A 21,993-nucleotide genomic window follows, 5' to 3' on the forward strand; every position below is an offset into this window, starting at 1 on the left:
ACTATGGAAACGGATGTGGATGTGGATTTAATCTTTCATTCGTTAAAGGTTCGTCTGTATATCCAAGTGTCATCGGTACGGTATATACCCGGTCCAGTCCTGTAACTCGAGTAAGATGGTGACCAAACGTCATCGGTAGCATGCCTGGAATAATAACTTTTACACAATGTAATCCGTTCTTTTCTATGAGGGGAACGGTTTGATCTACAACGATTATTTCAAGATTAGATTGATGCAAACGATTTAAAAGTTGGTGGAGATCGGATGTTAAATCCATATCAAATGATTGTGATACATTCATTTCTTGGAACGTTTGCACCGGTGCATCTTCTCGTAAAAGGAAGTGAAGACGTTCTTCCGTTTCTTTCAATCCATACAGCATACTATGGTCTTCCATTTTATTAACGAAATAAGGATCTTGTAAGCATTTTTCGTAGTATTCTCTTTTGTGCTCGAGCTCATCGTCTGTTATAAGTAACATGCCTGCTATTTCTTGAATGGCGCTTTTTAAGGCTCGAATAGGATCTAAATGAGCGCCTCCTGCACAAACAACGTTCATTCCATTTTCACGCGTATTTTTTGCAATTACCCATAAGCTCGGGATGCCGTGTTCCATCGTCGCATTAAAAGTGTGTAATTCATACCCGGTAATCGTACGTAACCGCTGGATCATTAATTGTAATTCTGTATCATTTGCTGAATTAAGATCCAGGCGGGGAAGAGGTAATTCGGCATACCAAGTGAGTAAGAAGGCATCACGCTCTACAATTTCTAAAATGCCGTGAAAAATCGCTTCTTCTAAACTACCGCCAATTGCACATCCATTTGATGTTTCATACACGAAAGCATCTCGATGACCGAGGCTATAATAAGCAATTGATTCAGGAACTAAAAGCGGTCTGTTTTGTGATAAAGAATATCCCCATACCCAGTTTTGCTCATAATCAGGATCAAACGGTTTAAATGGAAAACCATCACGATTATAATGTTCATTGGTATGTACACCGAGCGAGAGGGGATTTAGTGCATGTTCCTCTAAATCATGAAAACTACCATGCACATTTGTCTTTTTCCCTCGAGGTGACATACCACAATATCGTTCTAAACCTTCTAAAATAGCAGTTGCTTCACTTACTGCAAATGAATGGGTTCGGCCTGCAACACCTTCATTTCCAAACATCAATGGCATGTTTATAATGACGTCAGCGAATGGTAATACAGAATGCTGCATTTTGCCGTTCAACATACCGACCCGATAATCTAAATAGTCTCTCGTTAAAAATGTGTTTAATTCATGAATGGAACGGCAGCGATACGTTTCGGTGCTTACTTTTAAACTTGGTTGTAAAGAAACTTCCGCCGCATCCGCAGTATCATCAGGTAAATTACTACATACAGGACAGAGAGGATCTGGAAGAAAAGAATGCCGCGTACATTGTAATGTTTGTAAGTTTAGTAAAATAAGTTCATTTTCTAAAGAAGAATGGTTATAAGTTAATATTTTTTCTGTTTCTGCGCAAATAAGATGGCACATTTGCAACATTCCATTTTGGGTGGCACGTACATCACGTCTCGTTACATTATCTGCTTTAAAGGCATATTTCCGCTGTAGTTCCCACATTTCTTTTTGATCAAAGCCAGCGATAAAACGGCGTCCATCAGAACAATGGGAACATCCGGGCGTAAGAGGATGAATGTAAGGACCGATAATACCTTCACCAAATGAAGTAAAACCACGTAGCCACGGAATATGATTTGAACGAAAAATTAGCTCAGCATCATGATGAATAGTAGAAGGAGATCCATCATGTAATACGAGAGCGAGATGAATATTTTCAGGAAGTTCTTCTGTAAGAGTATGCTGACGAATGATGGAATATTGTTTGCATAATTGATCATGTACATAGTCTGCAAGAAGGCCATCTCCTATAAGCAATATATTTTGAATCATAAACCGTCCTCCTTTGCAATTAATACACCATACACACCGTCTAAGTTTTCTTTCAAAAATGGTTCAATCGCTAAATCAAATACGAAGGGGTAAAAATTATGTTCTTCTAAATGTTGTAAGGCGAGTTGTAAAGATTGTACGCTTGGAATTTCTTCTTCCGCTTGTATTTCCACTCTAAAAGAATACGTGTCATATAAAATAATAGAGGATTCAGGCAAGATATTAGCTCTGTAAGGAATTTCTTCATTTTGAACGTGAAAGAGTGATAGTTGTAGTGCGTTTCGTAACGCTAACGTCATATTAATATTAGATGCACCGTACCATCTATCATTTATACCAACCCAAACGACTGGAAAACTGAGAATCTCTTCACTCATTGCGATTTTAGGCGTTTCATGGATTGTAGAGAGAGCATCGTAATAAAATCTACAATGTTTATCTTGAATATCAGTTAACTCAACAGTTGTAAGTTCCTCTAGCATATGTGACTGCCGCTCATACAGTTTATTGTTTAAATGTTGTTGCAGTGCCCGGTAAAATCCTTCTGTCATCGTTTCTCCAGCACCGATACCGATATTGTTATGTTCAGGAATAAGGCGGTGAATGATTTCTGCTACATATGTTTCAATTCCTGTTAAACCAGCTTCTCGGCGTGCTTCATTATGAGTCAATCCACTGCGAGTCATAAGAGGCAGAAGGGAAGCTGGGCCATCTGATAGTGGAGTGGCTACTTGAATATAGCATTGTGATAACGGTAATTGATATGAATCTTGTTCATCCCATACATGGAATATACCGGCTTCTTTAGAAGTTAATGAGTCGAAAAAGCGGAATACATCAGTTGAAGTATGTTGGCCATACCGATGCTCAAGTTTTTCAGAAAGATTTTCTATCGTATCAATTGTAAAACTTTCATCAGTTGCAAGAGGGTGTTTTATAAAAGGATGCCACGTTCCTTCAAGTGTTTCATAGTTTAATAAAAAGAATTGTGATTCTTTTTCACGATATGAATCATCCGCGACATGTTTAAATAATTCAAAAACGATTACATTTGCTAACATGGCAGATGTAATTGGTGAGACGGAATCCGATGAATTTTCATTTTGCAAAGTCGTTTCATGTAGCCGATGCCATGCGGATTCCCAGCATTCATCACGATTTTCTGTTACGACAGGTCCAGCTATACCGAGTGTTGATAAACAAATAGCTGGTATGAAATTCTTTTTCGTTTCTCTACAAATAGTGTGAACTGTTTTTAAACCGTCAATGTCTCCGTTTTGAGAAACATATAAAATCCAATCAAAAGGTTCGAATACCTCATGTAAGGGACGGTCAATTGTAGTATCGATTTCTTGAAAGAGTACACTGTTATCAACTTCATATGCACGTTCTATTAGCTCATGTATTCTGTCATAGTTTGTTTCATCCCGATCTGTAACGAGGTAATGAAATGTAGGTAAACCAGATTCTAATAAAGAAGAAACTAAGGAAGTAAGCATATTACCAGAACCAATTATAAGGACATTTGCCGCGCGATACGTTTCGAATTTTAGAGCACCTGAATGAGAATCTGCTTCTAAAAATTCAATTTGCGAAGCATATCTATCAAGTAATGCGCTGTTTAATTCATGAGGTGCATCTTGACTTACATCACGGACAAATCCATTTGTATATAAAATCTCTCCAATTTCAAGTACACGATTTTGATAGGGAAGAGGGAGACCATCCGTTATTTCTGCTAAAGAATAATTACCGTCAAACATCGGCATTAATTTTTCAATCCAGTTATAAATTCCGTCACCGTCCATACGAAATGAACTGGCGTTATTTCGAAAATAGACACCCCCGTTTGAATCGGGGAGGAAGAAAGTATCCTTATTTACTTTAAGTTTTGCATGAATTGGAAGGTTATTCATTTTAATCCTCCTTACGTTTAGGCATACATTATTACCTTATGTCATGAAATTTGTCCCGTATGAACACAATAAAAAAAGGCTGTAGAATGAATCATTCTACAGCCTTTAATAGATTTTTAATCTATCAACCTTCTAATAATAATGACTTTGGATCTTCAAGCATATCTTTAACAGCAACAAGGAAGCTAACTGCTTCTTTACCATCAACAATACGGTGATCGTAAGATAAAGCAATGTACATCATTGGGCGGTTTTCCATACGCTCGTTATCAATTGCAACTGGGCGTACTTGGATTTTATGCATTCCTAAAATACCAACTTGTGGGCTATTTAGGATCGGTGTTGACATTAGAGAACCGAACACACCACCGTTTGTAATTGTAAATGTACCACCTTGTAGTTCTTTTAATGAAAGTTTGTTGTCACGTGCTTTTTTACCTAATTCACGAATTTCACTTTCAATTTCAGCGAAATTTAATTGGTTAGCATCGCGTACAACTGGAACAACTAATCCATCTGGAGCTGCTACTGCAATACCGATATCATAGAATTTTTTAATGATAAGCTCGTCACCTTGAATTTCAGCATTTAATAATGGGAATTGTTTTAATGCTGCAACAACTGCTTTTGTGAAGAATGACATGAAGCCAAGACGTACATCATGTTTTTTCTCGAAAGCATCTTTGCGTTCTTTACGTAATTCCATGATCGCACTCATATCAACTTCGTTAAATGTTGTTAACATTGCAGATGTTTGTTGAACTTCTACAAGACGTTTTGCAATTGTTTGACGGCGGCGGGACATTTTCACGCGCTCAACTGGTTTTTCGAATTCCGTTTTTGCAACTGGAGCAGGAGCTGGACTCTTTGGAGCAGCTGGTGCTTCTTTTGGTGCTGCAGCATGAGCTTGTACATCATGTGGTCTCACGCGTCCAAGTGGATCTGTGCTACGTACGTCGTTTAAGTCGATTCCTAATTCACGAGCCATTTTTCTAGCAGCTGGTGATGCGATAGGACGGTTTGTATTTGGTAACCCTTGTAGTGTTGCAGTTTGCTCAGCATTTGGTGCCGCAGCTTTCGGTGCTTCAGTCGTTTCTTGTTTTGGTTGCTCAGCCACTGGTGCAGGTGTACTTACTGCAACTGGTGCTCCATTAGCATCTAAAATTGCGATAGTTGCGCCAACTTCAACTGTATCCCCAGGTTCGCCTAGTAACTTCGATACAATACCTGAATCTTCTGCAATGATTTCTACATTGACTTTATCAGTTTCAAGCTCAACAACGCTGCCACCTTTCTCAACTTTGTCGCCTACGTTGATAAGCCATTGTGAGATAGTTCCTTCAGTAATAGATTCTGCAAGCTCAGGTACTTTAATTTCGATCATTTTAAATGTCCTCCCCTTATTTGCCTAACGGTGTGTTTTTTCTTCTTTTGTTTTCGGTAATCTCCATTTGTGAGCCTGCCCCTGGGCAGAATATCTGCCCAAGGAACAAGCTAGAAACTTTCATTGTTACTTTCTAGTTGCTGAAAACTTCAATTTCTTGTTTATCTTGACGGAAGTTATACTTCACATCTAAAGCGTGTGAAACAATTAGTTCTTGCTCAGCTTTGTGAGCGAATGGATCGCCACCAGATGGGCTAGAGCGATCTGGGCGTCCAATATAACCTGTTTTCACTTTATCTCCAGCTAGTTCGAACAGAATTGGAGCCATGTAATGCCATGCGCCCATATTACGAGGTTCTTCTTGAACCCAAATAATTTCTTCTAAGTTTTTAAAGCGTTTAATAATAGATTGAATTTTCTCAGCAGGGAATGGGTATAGCTGTTCAATACGAACGACATGAATTTCATCTAAGTTGTAGTCATGTTTACCAGACTCGATTTCTGCTGCTAAGTCAATCGCCATTTTACCTGTGCTTAAAACAAGGCGTTTTACTTTGTTTGGTTTCGTGCCAAGGTTTTCTTGTTCTAGAGCAGGTTGGAAACGTCCTTCGCTTAACTGACTAGCAGTTGAAAGCGTAAGCGGGTGACGTAATAAACTCTTCGGCGTCATCAGTACTAATGGTCGAACAGCTTCTGTTCCTAAGATAGATGCTTGACGACGCAGGATATGGAAGTATTGTGCCGCACTCGTTAAGTTGGCAACTGTCCAGTTATTCTCAGCAGCTAACTGTAGGAAACGTTCAGGACGTGCACTAGAGTGCTCTGGTCCTTGACCTTCATAACCGTGTGGTAATAGAAGAACTAAACCAGATTTTTGACCCCATTTTGCTCTTCCAGCTGAAACATATTGATCAAATAATGCTTGCGCAGTATTTGAGAAGTCACCATATTGCGCTTCCCACATAACAAGCGTTTCTGGAGCGAATACGTTATAACCATACTCGTAACCAACAACAGCAGCCTCTGATAACGGACTGTTATGAACAGAGAATGAAGCGTTAATGTTTGGTAAGCGATGTAATGGTGAATATGTTTCATTTGTATCAGTATCGTGTAATACGATGTGACGATGAGCGAATGTACCACGCTGTGAGTCTTGACCAGTTAAACGAATTGGCGTACCTTCTTGTAAAATAGAAGCGAATGCTAATGACTCAGCAAGTGCCCATTCAATTTTACCGTTCTCTTCAAGAGCATCTTTACGGCGTTCAAGAATTTTCTTCACTTTCGGATATACGTTAAAGCCTTCTGGCCAAGATAGTAGACCTTCATTAATTGCACGAAGTGAGTCAAGCTCAACACCAGTATCAATTGACTGAATGCCCTTTGCAACAACATCTGGCACTTTAACGTGAATTGTTGCATCGCTCGTATCAGCTGGTGGTACTTGTGCATAGTCAGATTTTAATTGTTCTTGTGTAAACTGAGTAATTGTTTCAATCTCATCTGCATTTAGAACACCGGCAGCTTGTAATTGATCTGCATAAATTGCTCTTACAGTTGGGTGATTCTTAATCTTTTTGTACACTTGTGGTTGCGTAACTGCTGGGTCATCCATTTCGTTATGACCGTAGCGGCGGTAACCAATTAAATCGATTAAGAAATCTTTTTTGAACAACATGCGATATTGAATCGCAAGGTTAGCAGCTGCAAGACAAGCTTCCGGATCATCCGCGTTCACGTGAACAATCGGAATATCGAAACCTTTTGCAAGGTCACTAGAATATTTTGTAGAACGAGAATCATAGCTATCAGTCGTAAAACCAACTGCATTGTTTGCGATAACATGAATCGTTCCGCCTGTTTGATACGCGTTCAATCTGCTTAAGTTGAGTGTCTCAGATACAATACCTTGACCAGGGAATGCAGCATCACCATGAACTAAAATTACGAATGATTTTGAAGTATCTTGATCTGGAAGACCAGATTTTTTACGATTCTCTTGAGCCGCACGTGCGAAACCTTCTACTACAGGATTCACGAACTCAAGATGACTCGGGTTATTTGCTAATGTAACGCGAGTGCTAACTTCTTCGTTACTAACGACTTGTTCTCTACCTAGGTGGTATTTCACGTCGCCAGTCCAGCCAGAATTAGCCACTGCGCCTTCTATTTTTGCATGTTTGAACTCAGCAAACATGTGGCTATATGGTTTTTCTAATACGTGAGCAAGTACGCTTAGGCGACCGCGGTGAGCCATACCAATCATGACATCCTCTACGCCGTTCTTAGCACCTTCTAGAACAATTTCATCTAAAACAGGTACAAGCATATCAACGCCCTCGATAGAGAAACGTTTTTGCCCAACGAATGTTTTATGCAAGAATTGCTCGAAACCTTCAACAGCTGTTAAACGTTTTAAAAGAGCAGTTCGTTTTTTATTTGATAGTGGTTGACGCAATGAATTTGATTCCACCATTTGATGCAACCACGCGCGTTCTTCACTATCTTGTATATGAGAAAATTCATAAGCTAAAGATTTTGTATAAACGTCTTTTAATCTATGAATTACATCAAGTGCAGTGTGAATACCTTCTGGTGCATCTGGCCATACTGTTTTCGCTGGAATCGCTTTCAAGTCAGCATCGCTCAGTTCGTTCATTGCTTTCTCAAGAAGAGATTGTCCATTTGTAGCATCTTCCATCGGGTTGATGTGAGCCAACGTGTGCCCGAAAGAACGAATCTGCTCAACAAGTTGAACGACTTTAAGAATTTTTTCAATATTACCTGTGTTTTGAGGAGAAAAATGTGTTGCTGTGTTGTCCCCTGTTACGACATCATCTTGAAACGAAGGAGCTCCAAAAATTTCAAAAAGCTCTTGTAATTCCGGATCAACAGAACCTGCTCCAGTTACGTAAAGATCATACTGCTCAATAACATAACCAAGGTTCGGACCGTGGAACTTGGCCCAAGGGTTTGTCGTTGTATTCTTCCTCGTCATTTGTTTAAACCTCCCAATGCATATAATCCTTTTCCATACAAAGGTGCATTTTGCTCTTTTTCAATAAGTAATGAATCAGTAATCAATGTAAATGTTTTCTTTACTCTTATGTTATTACAATAATTTACATAATACCAAACACTATTACTTATCTGTTTTGTAAAAAAACATTCACAATAACTTATCACCCAAGTTAATCTTTCATGTTATAAAGTAATTTTACAGAAAAATGGGGTGGATATATTTGGTATGCCTATACTAATAGCTATAATTGTTGCATTTAAATATAGGTACAATAGTTAGAATGTTTCGATAAAAATAGTTTGAATTATGTATATTGAAATAATAAGCGCTTTCATAGATATTATACAACAATATAACGGAATATAGTATAAAAAATAAAAAATTATGAATTTATCGTAAACTTTATTTAGATAGTGTTAAATATTAAAAGGAAAGTGAAGGATTTCTACAAAAAAAGTTGCTAAACATAAAAAATGCTCCATAAACAGTTAGTTTCTATAAATATGACGAAAAACACTGTAAAACAAATAACGTATTTCGTGAAATAAAGAAATAAATGAAATATTTTAAAAGGATAAAACAAATATGGAGATATTAAATTTTAAAAAAAGAAGTGAGGAGATATAGTAACATTTATTTACAGTGTTCCGTGTTTCGCTTCAAAATAGACGTGCTGAAATTTAAAAAAGTTTCTTCTATATAAATAGCGTGAATAATAATCAAAATATATGTAAAGGGAACTTGACGTAAAGTTTCCTTTACATATATACTCGGTATATGGAAGGAGGGAGAAATTTCCTTGGAAAATAAAATGGTCGAATACCGAAAAAAAATTGGACTATCTCAAGAAAAGTTGGCTGAGAAACTTGGAGTTTCCAGACAAACCATTATCTCAATTGAAAAAGGGAAATACGATCCATCACTTCCGCTAGCATTTGAAATAGCGAAAACATTTCAGACAACAATAGAACATGTATTTATTTATGAAGGAAAAGAAGAGGGGGAATAGGGATGAATTATTCACAAAAGTACTTTGTAATTATGGGGATTATTTTTCTATTTATGAGTGGATTTATGATATTAACAGGTATAATGACGCATTCTGCACCGCCAGCCATAACGTATCCATTGCTGGGGATGATGATTATGAGTTTCTGTCTAAGCTACTTGCATCCGCAATTTAAAGAAAAAGACGAGCGAATGAAACTTATTCGTTATAAAGGAATGTTTGTAACCTTTTTTGCATTAACGGCATATTATCTTCTTTTCTCTATCGGCTTAAACTTAAAAATACTTATACTATCAGCTACTGAATTATTGAATATACTTATGGCACTTACAATGAGTACCGTCTTTATCTCATTTGTTGTTTTGGCAAAAAGATATTAAGATGGAGGAGAGAAAGGAAGATTAACATATGCAAATGATGTATGCTTTTGGCATTGGGCTTGTATTATTTTTAGCCGTATTCTTATTTATTCGTAAAGACGTTCAAGGCGGGACGTTAACGAAGCGAGGATTTTATAAATTAATCGGCTGTTTAGTTGTTATGCTTATAGCAATTATTGTAATGATCGTATTAATTAATCAGTCACTATAGAATGTAAAAACGGAACCTTACTTCGGTAAGGTTTTTTTATTATTAAACCTAAAAATTACCACCAAATCCATTTACCGTAAATAATTTGTGTTATATAATCCAATGAAATGATAGATAAGGAGTGTAGTATATGAATAAAAGAACTATCTTCTATTTATTAACTTGTATACTACTGGTAGCTAGTACTACTTATATAATATGTAACAAAAGAGAACAAGTGCCACCTATATTAGTATGGGACGAACAAGAATACTATGTTACGAATGAACCTGCCAAAGTAGAAGAAGTTGGGCAAAAACTTGGCGAAGTAACAAAGAAAATTAAAACAAGTAAAAAACCTACTAAAAATAGAGAATCTAATACATTACAAGAGAAAACAGAAGTATTCATAATGATTGAGGAAGAAAAAAGTGATTACCCGCCTTTAATCATAAAGGAAGCTTATAGTGATGAATATAGGGTAGTGAGACCGATGTTGAAGCAAGTATTATGATGAAAAGGGGATTCATATGCAGACAGTAACTTTGTATCCGTAGTCGTTAAGAAAAATATTTGTCTTTTTCCTCCTATTGGTGCCGCTTACATTTTTGATGAATAGAGGAGCAATACAAAAGAGAGATTTCATTTTATATTTATTATTTGCTACTATGAATATATCGCTTTGGTTATCGCTTATGATTTTTGATTGGAGTATGTGGATGGTATTAGATAGTAGGGAACAGAAAATGTGGTTCATTTGTGCTACGGATACAGATTGATATAAGAGAGGCCTTGTAGGAATGCTGCAAGGCCCTTTACCTTTTGGGAATTAATAGAAAACGAATCATATAAATGCTATACTAAAAAATGTTTGTAATGTCAGTTTCATAATATTGTATGATGCTGACTTACTAGAAAAGATAAGAGGAGAATGAGCGTGCAAAAGATAAAGAGATTATTGCTATTAATGATGGTAGTAGGATTAACAGCAGGTGTTTTAGCAGGGTGTGCAAATCCGAAAGATACTACAGAAGAATTTTTAACAGCGATACAAAAAGGTGATGTAGAAAAGGCTCGTACATTTGTTGAGAGTGACAAGGAATTTAATAAACTAAATGAAAAAACAGATGATGCTGAGGCAAAAGCAATGCTGAGTGCAATTACGAAAAACTTTAAATTTGAAAAGCTAGAAGAAGTATCGAAAAAGGATGACAAAGCAGAAGTGAAAGTGAAAATTACATCTGCAGATCTATCCGTTGCTGTAACAAAAGCAGTGGGAGAAGTTATGCCAATGGCCTTCGCTAGCGCATTTAGTGAAGACAAAGAACAATCTGAAAAAGCGATCGAAAAAACAATGACCTCAACTATCATCAAAAACTTAACGGATAAAGATGCAGCAATGGCAACTCGCGAAGTTACATTGAACTTAAAGAAAGACAAAGATGGCGACTATAAAATCGTTGCTGACGATAACTTGAAAGAAGTATTGTTTGCCAATGCGAAGTCTTTGGAGAAGATGTTTGGTGGAAAGTGATTGAATTAGATAAAAAGAGACACCATATCACGTAGAAGGTTGATATGGTGTCTCTTTTTTATGACCCCGGAGAGGCTCGAACTCACGACCTCCACCCTGTCAAGGTGGCGCTCTCCCTGCTGAGCTACGGGATCCCAACTATAAATATTACGACCAGCAATATGTTTTCATTCATATAATAAGATAATTTCTATAATTTATTGAATATTGTAACATTTGGTGTATTCCTATAATAGCAACAAACTTCAATAGTGTAAAGATGAAATTTTCGTAATATTAATGCTCGAATTTTTATATAAAAAATAAGCCCCGAAGAGCTTATTTTAATAATAATATCACCGCAATTATCAATGATAGTATCAAAAATACAATCATAAATAATGCAACTCAGTCATGAGCTATCGCCCTGTAACTGTCATTCCTGCTGTGTAAATTGTATCAATAGAACCGTCAGCGCCTTTTATTTCGACTTTATAACGATATGTTCCATCCTCATAAATATCATCGCCATATCCTGTGAAAGTTGCAATTTCATCATTGCTTCCAGCTGGGACCCATTGATTTTGCCAACGGAAGTTGGTTTCAAATTCTCCCCATCTATCGCCATATTTCTTTTCAAGGCTGACATTGTAATGAATTTCTTCAGCTCGGTCATTTGTAATTCTTGCAATTACGCTGTTACCAAAAGTAACTTGTGTAGAGTGTACCTGAACTGTAACACCGTTCACCGTTTCACCAGGACCACAAATGTAATGACAACCATCCCATTCGTCAGCATGTGCCTTCGGTGTATCAATGTTCATAGCTGTTAAACCGCCTAAAGCTAAAGCGCCTGTTAATAATACCTTACTAAATGCGTTCACTTGAAATTCCCCCTAAGTATATTCTCAATTCGTTCGATAGATATCACATTAATCTAATCGAACGTTTTTTCCTTAAGTGTATTCGCTATGAATCTTTCATCTTGTAGTAATCTAATCACTACATAAAATTTCATAGTTTTGATTCCATATATGTATCATGATTTATATAGAACAAATCTGTTAATAGGCTTTGGTTATTTACTTATTCCACTACTTCTTATTACCTTTTATTGGTAAAATGTTGGTTTTATTATATAACATTATTATCTATTTACAAGAGAAAATAATACTGTATGCAAAAATGCATAATAAAAAACACTGCTTGTATTCTAGATTACAGATTAAATGGAGTGTTGGGTTTCAATTAATATTTGAGTGGAACTTAATGCTAATTTTTTATGCTTAACAGTATGCATATATCATCGTTTATTAAAGTCATAATTGATAAACCTTGTTCAGAGGACGCTCTTCCTGCTGAGCTACAGAATCTTCAAAAGGGAAAGTATAAGCGATTATGCTAGTAATGTATGAAGGAATAATGATGAGAAGCGAATTTAGTAGAAAGTAGTCTTTGGATGTAGTGGTTATATTATTTACGATACCAATCCGAAGGACCTTCAGCACTCAAATCAACAAGAAAAGGGAGTAAGAAATGTAAAGGTAAGCTTATAAGTTCTGGCATAGCGTTCACCGTTTTCTTTGATAGATATTGTCTCATAAAACAATACGGACAATCCTTTTCAAATGTCACGAGTATTGCCCATACATCTTTTATTGTCCACTTCGTTTTACAATACGTACAACGCGTCATGAGATTCCTCCTCATTTTAAGTTTTCTTCTAATATACTCCATTCTATTGTAAGAAAGTCATTTGTATTTAGTGTGGTAAAATGTAAGTTATTTTATTTTTATGTGAATCTATTTAGTCATTTATGATCAATTACATATCATTTGATATTTTTGCAGAATGATAGATTTTCAGTTTCAATATGCCAATTGGCCAATATATCCTTTTTACAATTTACTGAAAATCATGTATAACAGAGATACATGATTATTTTATCTCGCTATTTGCGGGCAGTAAGATTCCTTACCTCGAAATTCAGCAAAAGTAAAGAAGTTAGGTTCGGGTCGGAATGCCCGTAAAAGTCCGATTCGTGAGGGTTGATGAAAGTGTCATTTTATAAATATTCAGAAGTAGAGGGAGAAAAGTTGTAATGGTAAGAAAAACGTTCAAGATGCGCGTGTCTAAAAATAGAACGATTTCGATTAATGGATCGATTCTTGATGTGGATGTTACACATGATGAATTTTTACAAGAGTTTGTTGAGTGGGTTGATTCTAAAGGTTGGTCGTTTATGGGAATAACAGATGAGATTACGCCCGAGGAAGCTAGTCAAAAGTTAATAGATTCGTTGATTGATGAGAAGGATAAGAAAGAGTAATTCCTTCTTATTTTTATTGTATATTTATGTTCTTTATCGTAAAAGTATGATATAGTAAAAAATAGTGAAAATTCTTCCAATATAATACAAATTACATATGATTGGTAGATTTATTATTTTGTTAAGGAGTAAATGGAAAAGGGAGAGTCATATGGTAAATTTTAAGAAAATTTTGGTTTTTATTACAGTTATTTGTTCGTTTTTTTTGACGCCCATAACATTGCGTGCTGAGACGAATATTGGAGTAAATCCAGAACAAGTTGCACCACCACCTGCGGAAGGACCGAATGTTTTTAGTCAGTTTGCAACGACAATTGATGCAAAAACAGGAGATGTTTTGTATGACAAAAACGCATATCACCGCGCATTTCCTGCTAGTACGACGAAGGTGTTAACAGCGATTTTACTCATGGAGCATACAAAGCCAGAGGATCAATTTACATTTTCACAATTAGCATTAGATCAAGAGAAGAGCAATTATCAAATTGAGTTTCAACCTGGAGAGACAATTAATAGAAATACTGCGCTTATGATTTTAATGGTGCTGAGTGCGAATGATGTGTCGTATGCGATTGCGGAGCGGATTGGCGGGAGTGTTGAGAATTTCGCTAATATGATGAATGAGAAAGCGAAGCAATTGGGGGCGAAAGATAGCCACTTTGTAACACCGAATGGATTGCATGATCCGAACCATTATACGACGCCGTATGATATGGCTATGATTACGAAGGGTGTGCAAAAGTATCCTGAAATTTTACAAGCGATGAATACGAAAAGAACGACAGTTACGACGTCTAGGCAGACGGTGTCTATTTTTAATAAATCTAATTTTTTTGAAAATCCATATAGCATTGGCGGTAAGACAGGGTTTACGAATGAAGCACGTAATACACTTGTTTTATTAAATGAGAAAGATGGAAATCGTATTATAAGCGTAGTAATGGCTTCTCAAAGACCTGAAATTTATGAAGATTTGAAGCAGATGGCGGAATATTCTTTCGGTCAATTTACGAAGCAAATGGTGCTTGATAAACATAATTGGCATCAAAAAACAACATATTTAAATAAAGATGTTAATTCTGAGTTGGAACAAAGTGCGGAGCTTATGCTTAAGAAAGATGAAGGGAAAAATGTGAAAACTATTTTCCGGGCGGCTTCATTAGATAAAGAATCTTTATATCATAAAGGAATACATCGTGGTGAGGTAGTTGGTGCAGTTGATATTACGAAAAATAATCAAACAATTGCGACGGTAAATGTTCTTTCAACAGAAGATGTCACTTTTACGATGCCTAAAAAAGATACAACTATGCTTGAAGTAAAAGACTCAAATGTGAAAGTAATAAGTGTTGGGATAGGTGCGATTATATTATTTGGAGCAATTTTATATGTAGTGTTGCGCCGAAATACAAAAGGAATGAAATCAGAAGGTAAATAAATTACTAATAAAAAGACTGTGTAAAATTTTGGCACAGTCTTTTTTCTATATTTTAAATAACTAATAATTGTAAATTTTCTTATTGCAATAACTTGAAGTTCGTTATATCATTTACTTGTGTTCTTGTTAAAGAACAAAGTGGATATTGCATACTTCAAATAATATAAAACAACGGAGAGGGAGAGAGACGATGAAATTAATATGGAAGATAATTAGCAACGCGATCTCATTTGTTTTATTTGCATTGATGGTTTTTTTAGCTTTTGTAGTTATTTCTTCAAAAGCAAGCGGTGGTGATCCGACAGTGATGGGATATCAATTTAAGAGCGTTCTTTCAGGATCAATGGAGCCGACGTTTTTAACAGGATCAATCATTGCAATAGAACCAAACAAAGATGGTTCCAAATATCAAAAAGGTGATGTTATTACCTTTAAAGAGAAAGATCAAAAAATTATCACTCACCGTATTATCGGTGTGAAAGATACAAATGGAAAAGTAATGTATGAAACAAAAGGGGATAACAACAACGGACCAGATTTAGAGCCAGTACTTGCAGAAAATGTAGTTGGAAAGTATGCAGATATTACAGTTCCGTATGTTGGTTATTTACTGAATTATGCGAATTCTAAAACGGGAGCAGCATTGCTTCTTATTATTCCAGGAGTCTTTTTACTTGGTTATTCCGCGATTTCTATTTTTGGCGCTATTCGTAGCATTGATGGAGAAAAGAAAGATAAAAAAGTAGAACAATCCGTCTAGTTCGTTTGGTTATACTTTCCTTTTAGGAAGTTAACAAATATATATTAAGGGGATATGGACATGACTTTAAAGAAAAAATTAGGAATGGGTATTACATCAGCAGTATTAGGAGCAGCGTTAGTTGGTGGAGGAACATTTGCATTTTTCAGTGATAAAGAAGTGTCAAACAATACATTTGCGGCTGGAACACTGGATTTAGCATTAAATCCATCAACAGTTGTTAACGTATCGAATTTAAAACCTGGGGATACAATTGAAAAAGAATTTAAACTAGAAAATAAAGGCTCTTTAAATATTAAAAAGGTTCTACTGAAAACAGATTATAATGTAGAAGATGTAAAGAAAGACAATAAAGATGATTTTGGTAAACATATTAAAGTAACATTCTTAAAAAATGTAGATAAGCATGAGACAATTGTGAAACAAACTACTTTAGATAAATTAAAAGGTGACACACTTACAGCTGTAGATAATGATTTATCGGCTTGGTTCTGGGATGAAAAAGGTATTTCAGCAGGTAAATCTGATAAATTCAAAGTGAAATTTGAGTTCGTTGATAATGGAAAAGATCAAAATCAATTCCAAGGCGATAAGTTACAATTAAATTGGACGTTTGATGCACAACAAACAGCAGGTGAAGAAAGATAATAAGAAAAAGGGCTATCACATGGATAGCCCTTTTTCTATTTTTCTAGTATTTGTCTATCAATTTTAATAGTTCTTTACTATAATATAGATAATGTTCTGTATAAAGAACGTAATGTTCGATGGGAGAGATTAAGATGCTGAAAAGACCGCGTAATTTTAAAAAGATGCTTATATTGCCGTGTATGTGTTCTATTACGTTTTATTTAGGATCTCAAATTATGACGCATACAGAAGCGGCGTTCATTCATGAAACGAAAGTAGAAGCGACGCTTTCTACAGCAATCATATTTCCGAAAACAGTTAATACGTTAAAAGAGCAATCTGAGAAACATAAACAGTTTATTGAGCGTGAGTATGGAACGATGAAGGGAAAATCGAAAGCAACTTCTATTGAAGAAATAAAACAGGCGATTTCTGTATGGCAACAAGGGCGTGAGAAAATTGTTGCTGAGAAGGAAGCCCTGCAAAATGTATATACTGAAATAGAAGCTCCTTACAATCAAATACAAGAAGAATTAAAGGTAAATAAAGATGAGTCGATGCAGCAAGTGTCCATATATGTAAATGAAGGCTTCCGCAGTATCAAAGAGAAGCGTGACTATATTGAGAAAGAAATTAGCTTGAAAGCTATTGATGAGCAAATTCAGGCTCTTCAGCAACAATTAAACGTTGCAATTGAAGCGGAAGGACAAAAGAAAGCAGAAGAACAGAAGAAAGCCGAAGAACAAAAGAAAATAGAAGAACAAAAGAAAATAGAAGAACAGAAGAAAATAGAAGAACAGAAGAAAGTAGAAGAACAGAAGAAAGTAGAAGAACAGAAGAAAGCAGAGGAACAGAAGAAAGTAGAAGAACAGAAGAAAGCAGAGGAACAAAAGAAAGCTGAAGAACAGAAAAAAGTAGAAGAGCAAAAGAAAGCGGAGTAACAAAAGAAAGCTGAAGAACAGAAAAAAGTAGAAGAGCAAAAGAAAGCGGAGTAACTGCTTTAGTGAAACAGCCGGAAAACAAGAATGTGGTGTAAGAGAGAGTGAACGAATAAGCAAGACTAGTAATATTTATACGAGTGTGAGGGAACGTTAGCCCTCACCTCTTTGTTTTTCTTTTTTCTTATAGTATTAAATGATTTGAGTGTGAAAAAAGTTATAAATTATCATTGTTTTTTTCTGAAAAGTCTAAATGATATTGAGAAATAAAAATAACTGAAAATATTAATAAATATGTGTTGTGTTTATATAGGGTTGTTCGTTATAATGAACATAAGGTTTTTAAAAAAGAACGCATATTAGCTAAGCTAATATAGTTTTCTTTACATCTCTTATTGAAAAATAAGTGATAAAAATATAAAAAAAAGCTAGGGGGAATTGATTGTGAGTCTGAAAAAGAAATTAGGTATGGGAGTTGCATCAGCAGCATTGGGGTTAGCTTTAATTGGTGGAGGAACATTTGCATTCTTTAGCGATAAAGAAGTATCAAACAATACATTTGCAGCTGGGACGTTAGACCTTACATTAAACCCTAAGACGCTTGTAGATATTAAAGATTTAAAACCAGGGGATTCTGTTAAGAAAGAGTTCTTATTACAAAACAGCGGTTCGTTAACTATTAAAGACGTTAAATTAGCAACAAAGTATACTGTTAAAGATGCAAAAGGTGATAATGCTGGTGAAGACTTTGGTAAGCACGTTAAAGTAAAATTCCTTTGGAACTGGGATAAACAAAGTGAGCCTGTATACGAAACAACTTTAGCAGACTTACAAAAAGTTGATCCAGATCTTTTAGCTAAAGATATCTTTGCTCCTGAGTGGGGAGAAAAGGGTGGATTAGCAGCTGGTACAGAGGATTATCTATGGGTACAATTTGAATTTGTAGATGATGGAAAAGACCAAAATATCTTCCAAGGTGATACATTGAATTTAGAATGGACATTCAATGCTAACCAAGAAGCTGGGGAAGAAAAATAATAAAAAAGCGGGTATTCCCGCTTTTTTTTATAAAGAAAAAGAAGTGCTGGTTGTAAGCACTTCTTTCTATTATTATTTTTGATTTTGCTTCCACTTTGTAAATTCAAGAAATTCACGAAATTGTTCTTTGGAGACACCAGAGTTCATTGCATCTTTAACGAGTTGTGTCCATTCGGAGTCTAGGTTAGTTTCCTTTGTTGTTTCATCATGAAGTAAAGTATCAACTGGAATTTGTAGAACTGCTGCGATCTTTTCAAGAAACTGAATGGAAGGGTTTTTTTGTAAATTTCGTTCTATAGAACTAATGTAAGATTTAGCAACGCCAGCTTTTTCGGCAAGTTCAGTTAATGAAATCCCTTTTTGTAAACGAAGGCGTTTTATACGTTCTCCAATCATATTTGCGCACCTTTCTATCAATATGTAGTTGTCTTATGATGTCATTATTATAACATAAACTTCGTTAAAAAGAACAAACCTATTGAGCCTGACTGGATGGCTTCATACGTTGGAAAAATTGCTCGATGTCTTGCATGGCGATACCAGCATCTAGAGCTTCAAGTATTAAATCAATCCATTCTTGATCCAGTGCGTCTGTCTTATCTTTGTACAAATGTAATTCCTCCCTAATTATCGGTCATAATTGCTGCTACAGAATACATGATAATGAAATCCGATTTTGTGTTTTATATAGTGAATTATCAAATATTGTGTAGATGAAACAAAGATAAAATCCCCATTAAACTCCCTCTATGGAAATTATAAATTGTTCGATAAAAACTTTCAATATTTTCAGAAAACATTGTTGAATTGTGATATATTCGTATGCTAACTATGAAATTTTTACAAATATATTAAAAACATTACATAATATGACTAAATATTGAAAAAATATTGAATTTTTAATAAAATTCAATTTGTAATACATATTATTTATTAGGGGAGGAAATAAGGGATGAACAAGAAACCGTTCAAAGTTTTGTCATCAATCGCATTGACAGCTGTATTAGGCCTTTCATTCGGAGCTGGCACTCAATCTGCATATGCTGAAACGCCTGTGAATAAAACAGCTACGAGCCCAGTTGATGATCATTTAATTCCGGAAGAACGTTTAGCAGATGCATTAAAAAAACGTGGGGTAATTGATTCGAAGGCTTCAGAGACAGAAACAAAGAAAGCAGTCGAAAAGTATGTAGAGAACAAAAAGGGTGAAAATCCTGGGAAAGAAGCAGCGAATGGGGACCAACTTACGAAAGATGCATCCGACTTTTTAAAGAAAGTGAAAGATGCGAAAGCAGACACGAAAGAAAAATTAAATCAACCAGCAACAGGCACACCTGCAGCAACAGGCCCAGTTAAAGGCGGTCTAAATGGTAAAGTACCAACTTCTCCAGCGAAACAAAAAGACTATAACGGTGAAGTTCGTAAAGACAAAGTACTCGTTTTACTTGTAGAGTACGCTGACTTTAAACATAATAATATCGACAAAGAGCCTGGATATATGTATTCTAACGATTTTAATAAAGAACATTATGAAAAAATGTTATTCGGCAACGAGCCATTCACATTAGATGATGGAAGTAAAATTGAAACGTTTAAACAATATTACGAAGAACAATCTGGTGGTAGTTACACAGTGGACGGAACAGTTACAAAATGGTTAACAGTTCCTGGTAAGGCGGCTGATTATGGTGCAGATGCTGCTAGCGGCGGCCATGATAATAAAGGACCAAAAGGGCCACGTGATTTAGTAAAAGATGCATTAAAAGCAGCTGTAGATAGTGGTATTGATTTATCAGAGTTCGACCAATTTGATCAATACGATGTAAATGGTGATGGAAATAAAAATCAACCAGACGGTTTAATCGATCACTTAATGATTATTCATGCGGGTGTTGGACAAGAGGCAGGCGGTGGTAAATTAGGCGATGATGCAATTTGGTCGCACCGTTGGACAGTTGGACCAAAGCCATTCCCAATTGAAGGTACACAAGCGAAAGTACCATATTGGGGTGGGAAGATGGCAGCATTCGACTACACAATTGAACCAGAAGATGGAGCGGTTGGTGTATTCGCACATGAATATGGTCACGATTTAGGTCTTCCAGATGAGTACGATACACAATATAGTGGTCAAGGTGAGCCGATTGAAGCTTGGTCTATTATGAGTGGCGGAAGCTGGGCTGGTAAAATCGCTGGAACGACGCCAACGAGTTTCTCACCACAAAATAAAGAGTTTTTCCAAAAAACAATCGGTGGTAACTGGGCAAATATCGTAGAAGTAGATTACGAGAAATTAAATAAAGGTATCGGTCTAGCGACATATTTGGATCAAAGTGTTACGAAATCTAACCGTCCGGGTATGATTCGTGTTAACTTACCAGACAAAGATATAAAAACAATTGAGCCGGCATTTGGAAAACAGTATTACTACAGCACAAAAGGTGATGATCTTCATACGAAGATGGAAACACCACTGTTCGATTTAACAAATGCAACGACTGCAAAATTTGACTTCAAATCATTATATGAAATTGAAGCAGAGTATGATTTCCTTGAAGTACACGCTGTAACGGAAGATGGTCAACAAACGTTAATTGAAAGACTTGGTGAGAAAGCAAATAGTGGAAATGCAGATTCGACAAATGGAAAATGGATTGACAAATCATATGATTTAAGTCAATTCAAAGGCAAGAAAGTAAAATTAACATTTGATTACATTACTGATGGTGGTTTAGCATTAAATGGATTCGCTCTTGATAATGCTTCATTAACAGTAGATGGTAAAGTAGCATTCTCTGATGACGCAGAAGGTACACCACAATTAAAATTAGATGGTTTCGTTGTATCTAACGGAACAGAGAAGAAAAAACATAACTACTATGTTGAGTGGAGAAACTATGCTGGGGCAGATAACGCGTTGAAATTTGCTCGCGGTCCAGTATTTAACACTGGTATGGTTGTATGGTATGCAGATTCAGCTTATACAGATAACTGGGTTGGTGTACATCCAGGACACGGTTTCCTTGGTGTAGTTGATTCTCATCCAGAAGCAATTGTTGGTACTTTAAATGGTAAACCAACAGTTAAGAGTAGTACACGATTCCAAATCGCTGATGCAGCGTTCTCATTCGACAAAACGCCAGCTTGGAAAGTCGTATCTCCAACGCGTGGAACATTTACGTATGATGGTTTAGCAGGCGTACCAAAGTTTGATGATTCTAAAACGTATATTAATCAACAGATTCCAGATGCAGGACGTATTTTACCGAAGCTTGGTTTGAAATTTGAAGTAGTAGGACAAGCTGATGATAATTCTGCAGGTGCTGTTCGTTTATATCGTTAATACAGTAAAACTACCGAGAGATTTTCTTTCGGTAGTTTTTTTGTGAGCAATGAATTTTATATAGCTGAAAAAGTCATATATAATGTAACCTTAAGAATAGAAATTTGTTATATATGAAGTCTATATAAATAATGAAAGAATTGGATAA

At 35.9% G+C, this 21,993-nt stretch carries 21 protein-coding genes and 1 tRNA gene; 13 read left to right on the plus strand and 9 right to left on the minus strand.

Features of this window, described 5'->3' with window-relative positions:
* Nucleotide 1: 1 nt before the first annotated feature.
* From MKY21_RS06440 to odhA, 4 genes are all read right to left on the minus strand, one after another.
* On the minus strand, nucleotides 2-1,951 hold the full coding sequence (locus tag MKY21_RS06440) for a TOMM precursor leader peptide-binding protein (protein ID WP_086392119.1): 1,950 nt from the start codon (nucleotides 1,949-1,951) through the stop codon (nucleotides 2-4).
* On the minus strand, nucleotides 1,948-3,867 hold the full coding sequence (locus MKY21_RS06445) for a putative thiazole-containing bacteriocin maturation protein (protein WP_086392120.1): 1,920 nt from the start codon (nucleotides 3,865-3,867) through the stop codon (nucleotides 1,948-1,950). Before MKY21_RS06445 ends, MKY21_RS06440 begins: the two co-directional genes overlap by 4 nt.
* Nucleotides 3,868-3,991: 124 nt before the next feature.
* Nucleotides 3,992-5,251, minus strand: a complete 1,260-nt coding sequence (gene odhB, locus MKY21_RS06450; RefSeq protein ID WP_000569926.1) for a 2-oxoglutarate dehydrogenase complex dihydrolipoyllysine-residue succinyltransferase — start codon at nucleotides 5,249-5,251, stop codon at nucleotides 3,992-3,994.
* 133 nt (nucleotides 5,252-5,384) lie between these two features.
* Complete coding sequence (gene odhA, locus MKY21_RS06455) at nucleotides 5,385-8,252, minus strand: 2-oxoglutarate dehydrogenase E1 component (protein ID WP_086392121.1); 2,868 nt, start codon at nucleotides 8,250-8,252, stop codon at nucleotides 5,385-5,387.
* A gap of 823 nt (nucleotides 8,253-9,075) precedes the next feature.
* On the opposite strand from odhA, the gene MKY21_RS06460 reads away from it, so the two are divergent.
* The 6 genes from MKY21_RS06460 to MKY21_RS06485 all read left to right on the plus strand — a co-directional run bounded on the left by MKY21_RS06460 (nucleotide 9,076) and on the right by MKY21_RS06485 (nucleotide 11,389).
* On the plus strand, nucleotides 9,076-9,285 hold the full coding sequence (locus tag MKY21_RS06460; protein ID WP_000428519.1) for a helix-turn-helix transcriptional regulator: 210 nt from the start codon (nucleotides 9,076-9,078) through the stop codon (nucleotides 9,283-9,285).
* 2 nt (nucleotides 9,286-9,287) lie between these two features.
* Nucleotides 9,288-9,665 (plus strand): hypothetical protein, encoded by a 378-nt coding sequence (locus MKY21_RS06465; protein ID WP_001109899.1) that lies wholly within the window; start codon nucleotides 9,288-9,290, stop codon nucleotides 9,663-9,665.
* A 28-nt stretch (nucleotides 9,666-9,693) separates the two neighbouring features.
* Nucleotides 9,694-9,876, plus strand: coding sequence for a DUF3976 domain-containing protein (locus MKY21_RS06470; RefSeq protein ID WP_001178294.1), 183 nt, complete (start codon nucleotides 9,694-9,696; stop codon nucleotides 9,874-9,876).
* A 130-nt stretch (nucleotides 9,877-10,006) separates the two neighbouring features.
* Nucleotides 10,007-10,369, plus strand: a complete 363-nt coding sequence (locus tag MKY21_RS06475) for a hypothetical protein (protein ID WP_001042763.1) — start codon at nucleotides 10,007-10,009, stop codon at nucleotides 10,367-10,369.
* A 55-nt stretch (nucleotides 10,370-10,424) separates the two neighbouring features.
* A complete protein-coding gene (locus MKY21_RS06480; protein ID WP_341077891.1) occupies nucleotides 10,425-10,634 on the plus strand; it encodes a hypothetical protein in 210 nt (69 codons plus the stop codon).
* Between the two features lie 158 nt (nucleotides 10,635-10,792).
* On the plus strand, nucleotides 10,793-11,389 hold the full coding sequence (locus tag MKY21_RS06485) for a DUF4878 domain-containing protein (RefSeq protein ID WP_001169495.1): 597 nt from the start codon (nucleotides 10,793-10,795) through the stop codon (nucleotides 11,387-11,389).
* Between the two features lie 61 nt (nucleotides 11,390-11,450).
* On the opposite strand, the gene MKY21_RS06490 is transcribed toward MKY21_RS06485, so the two are convergent.
* The 3 genes from MKY21_RS06490 to MKY21_RS06500 all read right to left on the minus strand — a co-directional run bounded on the left by MKY21_RS06490 (nucleotide 11,451) and on the right by MKY21_RS06500 (nucleotide 13,063).
* Nucleotides 11,451-11,523: transfer RNA gene (locus MKY21_RS06490), tRNA-Val, on the minus strand.
* A 264-nt stretch (nucleotides 11,524-11,787) separates the two neighbouring features.
* Nucleotides 11,788-12,252 carry a hypothetical protein gene (locus MKY21_RS06495; protein ID WP_000991074.1) on the minus strand — a complete coding sequence of 155 codons (465 nt, stop codon included), beginning with the start codon at nucleotides 12,250-12,252 and terminating at the stop codon, nucleotides 11,788-11,790.
* A gap of 589 nt (nucleotides 12,253-12,841) precedes the next feature.
* Nucleotides 12,842-13,063 (minus strand): hypothetical protein, encoded by a 222-nt coding sequence (locus MKY21_RS06500; protein WP_000196289.1) that lies wholly within the window; start codon nucleotides 13,061-13,063, stop codon nucleotides 12,842-12,844.
* A gap of 407 nt (nucleotides 13,064-13,470) precedes the next feature.
* Here MKY21_RS06500 and MKY21_RS06505 point away from each other — a divergent pair, with 407 nt between their 5' ends.
* The 6 genes from MKY21_RS06505 to calY all read left to right on the plus strand — a co-directional run bounded on the left by MKY21_RS06505 (nucleotide 13,471) and on the right by calY (nucleotide 18,502).
* On the plus strand, nucleotides 13,471-13,698 hold the full coding sequence (locus MKY21_RS06505; RefSeq protein WP_000251856.1) for a hypothetical protein: 228 nt from the start codon (nucleotides 13,471-13,473) through the stop codon (nucleotides 13,696-13,698).
* Nucleotides 13,699-13,849: 151 nt separating this feature from the next.
* Complete coding sequence (locus MKY21_RS06510) at nucleotides 13,850-15,136, plus strand: D-alanyl-D-alanine carboxypeptidase family protein (protein ID WP_086392122.1); 1,287 nt, start codon at nucleotides 13,850-13,852, stop codon at nucleotides 15,134-15,136.
* 190 nt (nucleotides 15,137-15,326) lie between these two features.
* Nucleotides 15,327-15,896 carry a signal peptidase I SipW gene (gene sipW / locus MKY21_RS06515; RefSeq protein ID WP_000767793.1) on the plus strand — a complete coding sequence of 190 codons (570 nt, stop codon included), beginning with the start codon at nucleotides 15,327-15,329 and terminating at the stop codon, nucleotides 15,894-15,896.
* Between the two features lie 60 nt (nucleotides 15,897-15,956).
* Nucleotides 15,957-16,544, plus strand: a complete 588-nt coding sequence (locus tag MKY21_RS06520) for a CalY family protein (protein ID WP_000172854.1) — start codon at nucleotides 15,957-15,959, stop codon at nucleotides 16,542-16,544.
* A 134-nt stretch (nucleotides 16,545-16,678) separates the two neighbouring features.
* The gene (locus tag MKY21_RS06525) at nucleotides 16,679-17,467 is read left to right on the plus strand and encodes a DUF4047 domain-containing protein (protein ID WP_341075775.1); all 789 of its coding nucleotides are present in this window, start codon (nucleotides 16,679-16,681) and stop codon (nucleotides 17,465-17,467) included.
* A 441-nt stretch (nucleotides 17,468-17,908) separates the two neighbouring features.
* Complete coding sequence (calY, locus tag MKY21_RS06530; RefSeq protein WP_000053713.1) at nucleotides 17,909-18,502, plus strand: biofilm matrix protein CalY; 594 nt, start codon at nucleotides 17,909-17,911, stop codon at nucleotides 18,500-18,502.
* Nucleotides 18,503-18,574: 72 nt separating this feature from the next.
* Here the strand turns inward: calY and MKY21_RS06535 are convergent, their stop codons facing one another.
* Entirely contained in the window at nucleotides 18,575-18,898 is a 324-nt protein-coding gene (locus MKY21_RS06535; protein ID WP_000578885.1) for a helix-turn-helix domain-containing protein, read from the minus strand.
* A 79-nt stretch (nucleotides 18,899-18,977) separates the two neighbouring features.
* Complete coding sequence (locus MKY21_RS06540) at nucleotides 18,978-19,112, minus strand: anti-repressor SinI family protein (RefSeq protein WP_000276219.1); 135 nt, start codon at nucleotides 19,110-19,112, stop codon at nucleotides 18,978-18,980.
* 342 nt (nucleotides 19,113-19,454) lie between these two features.
* Between MKY21_RS06540 and inhA1 the strand changes: the two genes are divergently transcribed.
* Entirely contained in the window at nucleotides 19,455-21,845 is a 2,391-nt protein-coding gene (gene inhA1, locus MKY21_RS06545; RefSeq protein ID WP_001035944.1) for a M6 family metalloprotease immune inhibitor InhA1, read from the plus strand.
* The last annotated feature ends 148 nt before the right edge of the window (nucleotides 21,846-21,993 follow it).

This window comes from Bacillus sp. FSL R9-9497, from assembly GCF_038005805.1.
Lineage (GTDB): Bacteria > Bacillota > Bacilli > Bacillales > Bacillaceae_G > Bacillus_A > Bacillus_A cereus.

Excerpts from the sequence above, each read along its gene's own strand:
- odhA (WP_086392121.1), bottom strand. The coding sequence starts at position 8,252 with ATGACGAGGAAGAATACAACGACAAACCCTTGGGCCAAGTTCCACGGT.
- sipW (WP_000767793.1), top strand. The coding sequence starts at position 15,327 with ATGAAATTAATATGGAAGATAATTAGCAACGCGATCTCATTTGTTTTA.
- MKY21_RS06475 (WP_001042763.1), top strand. The coding sequence starts at position 10,007 with ATGAATAAAAGAACTATCTTCTATTTATTAACTTGTATACTACTGGTA.
- MKY21_RS06505 (WP_000251856.1), top strand. The coding sequence starts at position 13,471 with ATGGTAAGAAAAACGTTCAAGATGCGCGTGTCTAAAAATAGAACGATT.
- MKY21_RS06520 (WP_000172854.1), top strand. The coding sequence starts at position 15,957 with ATGACTTTAAAGAAAAAATTAGGAATGGGTATTACATCAGCAGTATTA.
- MKY21_RS06535 (WP_000578885.1), bottom strand. The coding sequence starts at position 18,898 with ATGATTGGAGAACGTATAAAACGCCTTCGTTTACAAAAAGGGATTTCA.
- MKY21_RS06470 (WP_001178294.1), top strand. The coding sequence starts at position 9,694 with ATGCAAATGATGTATGCTTTTGGCATTGGGCTTGTATTATTTTTAGCC.
- MKY21_RS06465 (WP_001109899.1), top strand. The coding sequence starts at position 9,288 with ATGAATTATTCACAAAAGTACTTTGTAATTATGGGGATTATTTTTCTA.
- MKY21_RS06525 (WP_341075775.1), top strand. The coding sequence starts at position 16,679 with ATGCTGAAAAGACCGCGTAATTTTAAAAAGATGCTTATATTGCCGTGT.
- MKY21_RS06500 (WP_000196289.1), bottom strand. The coding sequence starts at position 13,063 with ATGACGCGTTGTACGTATTGTAAAACGAAGTGGACAATAAAAGATGTA.
- MKY21_RS06445 (WP_086392120.1), bottom strand. The coding sequence starts at position 3,867 with ATGAATAACCTTCCAATTCATGCAAAACTTAAAGTAAATAAGGATACT.
- MKY21_RS06440 (WP_086392119.1), bottom strand. The coding sequence starts at position 1,951 with ATGATTCAAAATATATTGCTTATAGGAGATGGCCTTCTTGCAGACTAT.
- inhA1 (WP_001035944.1), top strand. The coding sequence starts at position 19,455 with ATGAACAAGAAACCGTTCAAAGTTTTGTCATCAATCGCATTGACAGCT.
- odhB (WP_000569926.1), bottom strand. The coding sequence starts at position 5,251 with ATGATCGAAATTAAAGTACCTGAGCTTGCAGAATCTATTACTGAAGGA.
- MKY21_RS06510 (WP_086392122.1), top strand. The coding sequence starts at position 13,850 with ATGGTAAATTTTAAGAAAATTTTGGTTTTTATTACAGTTATTTGTTCG.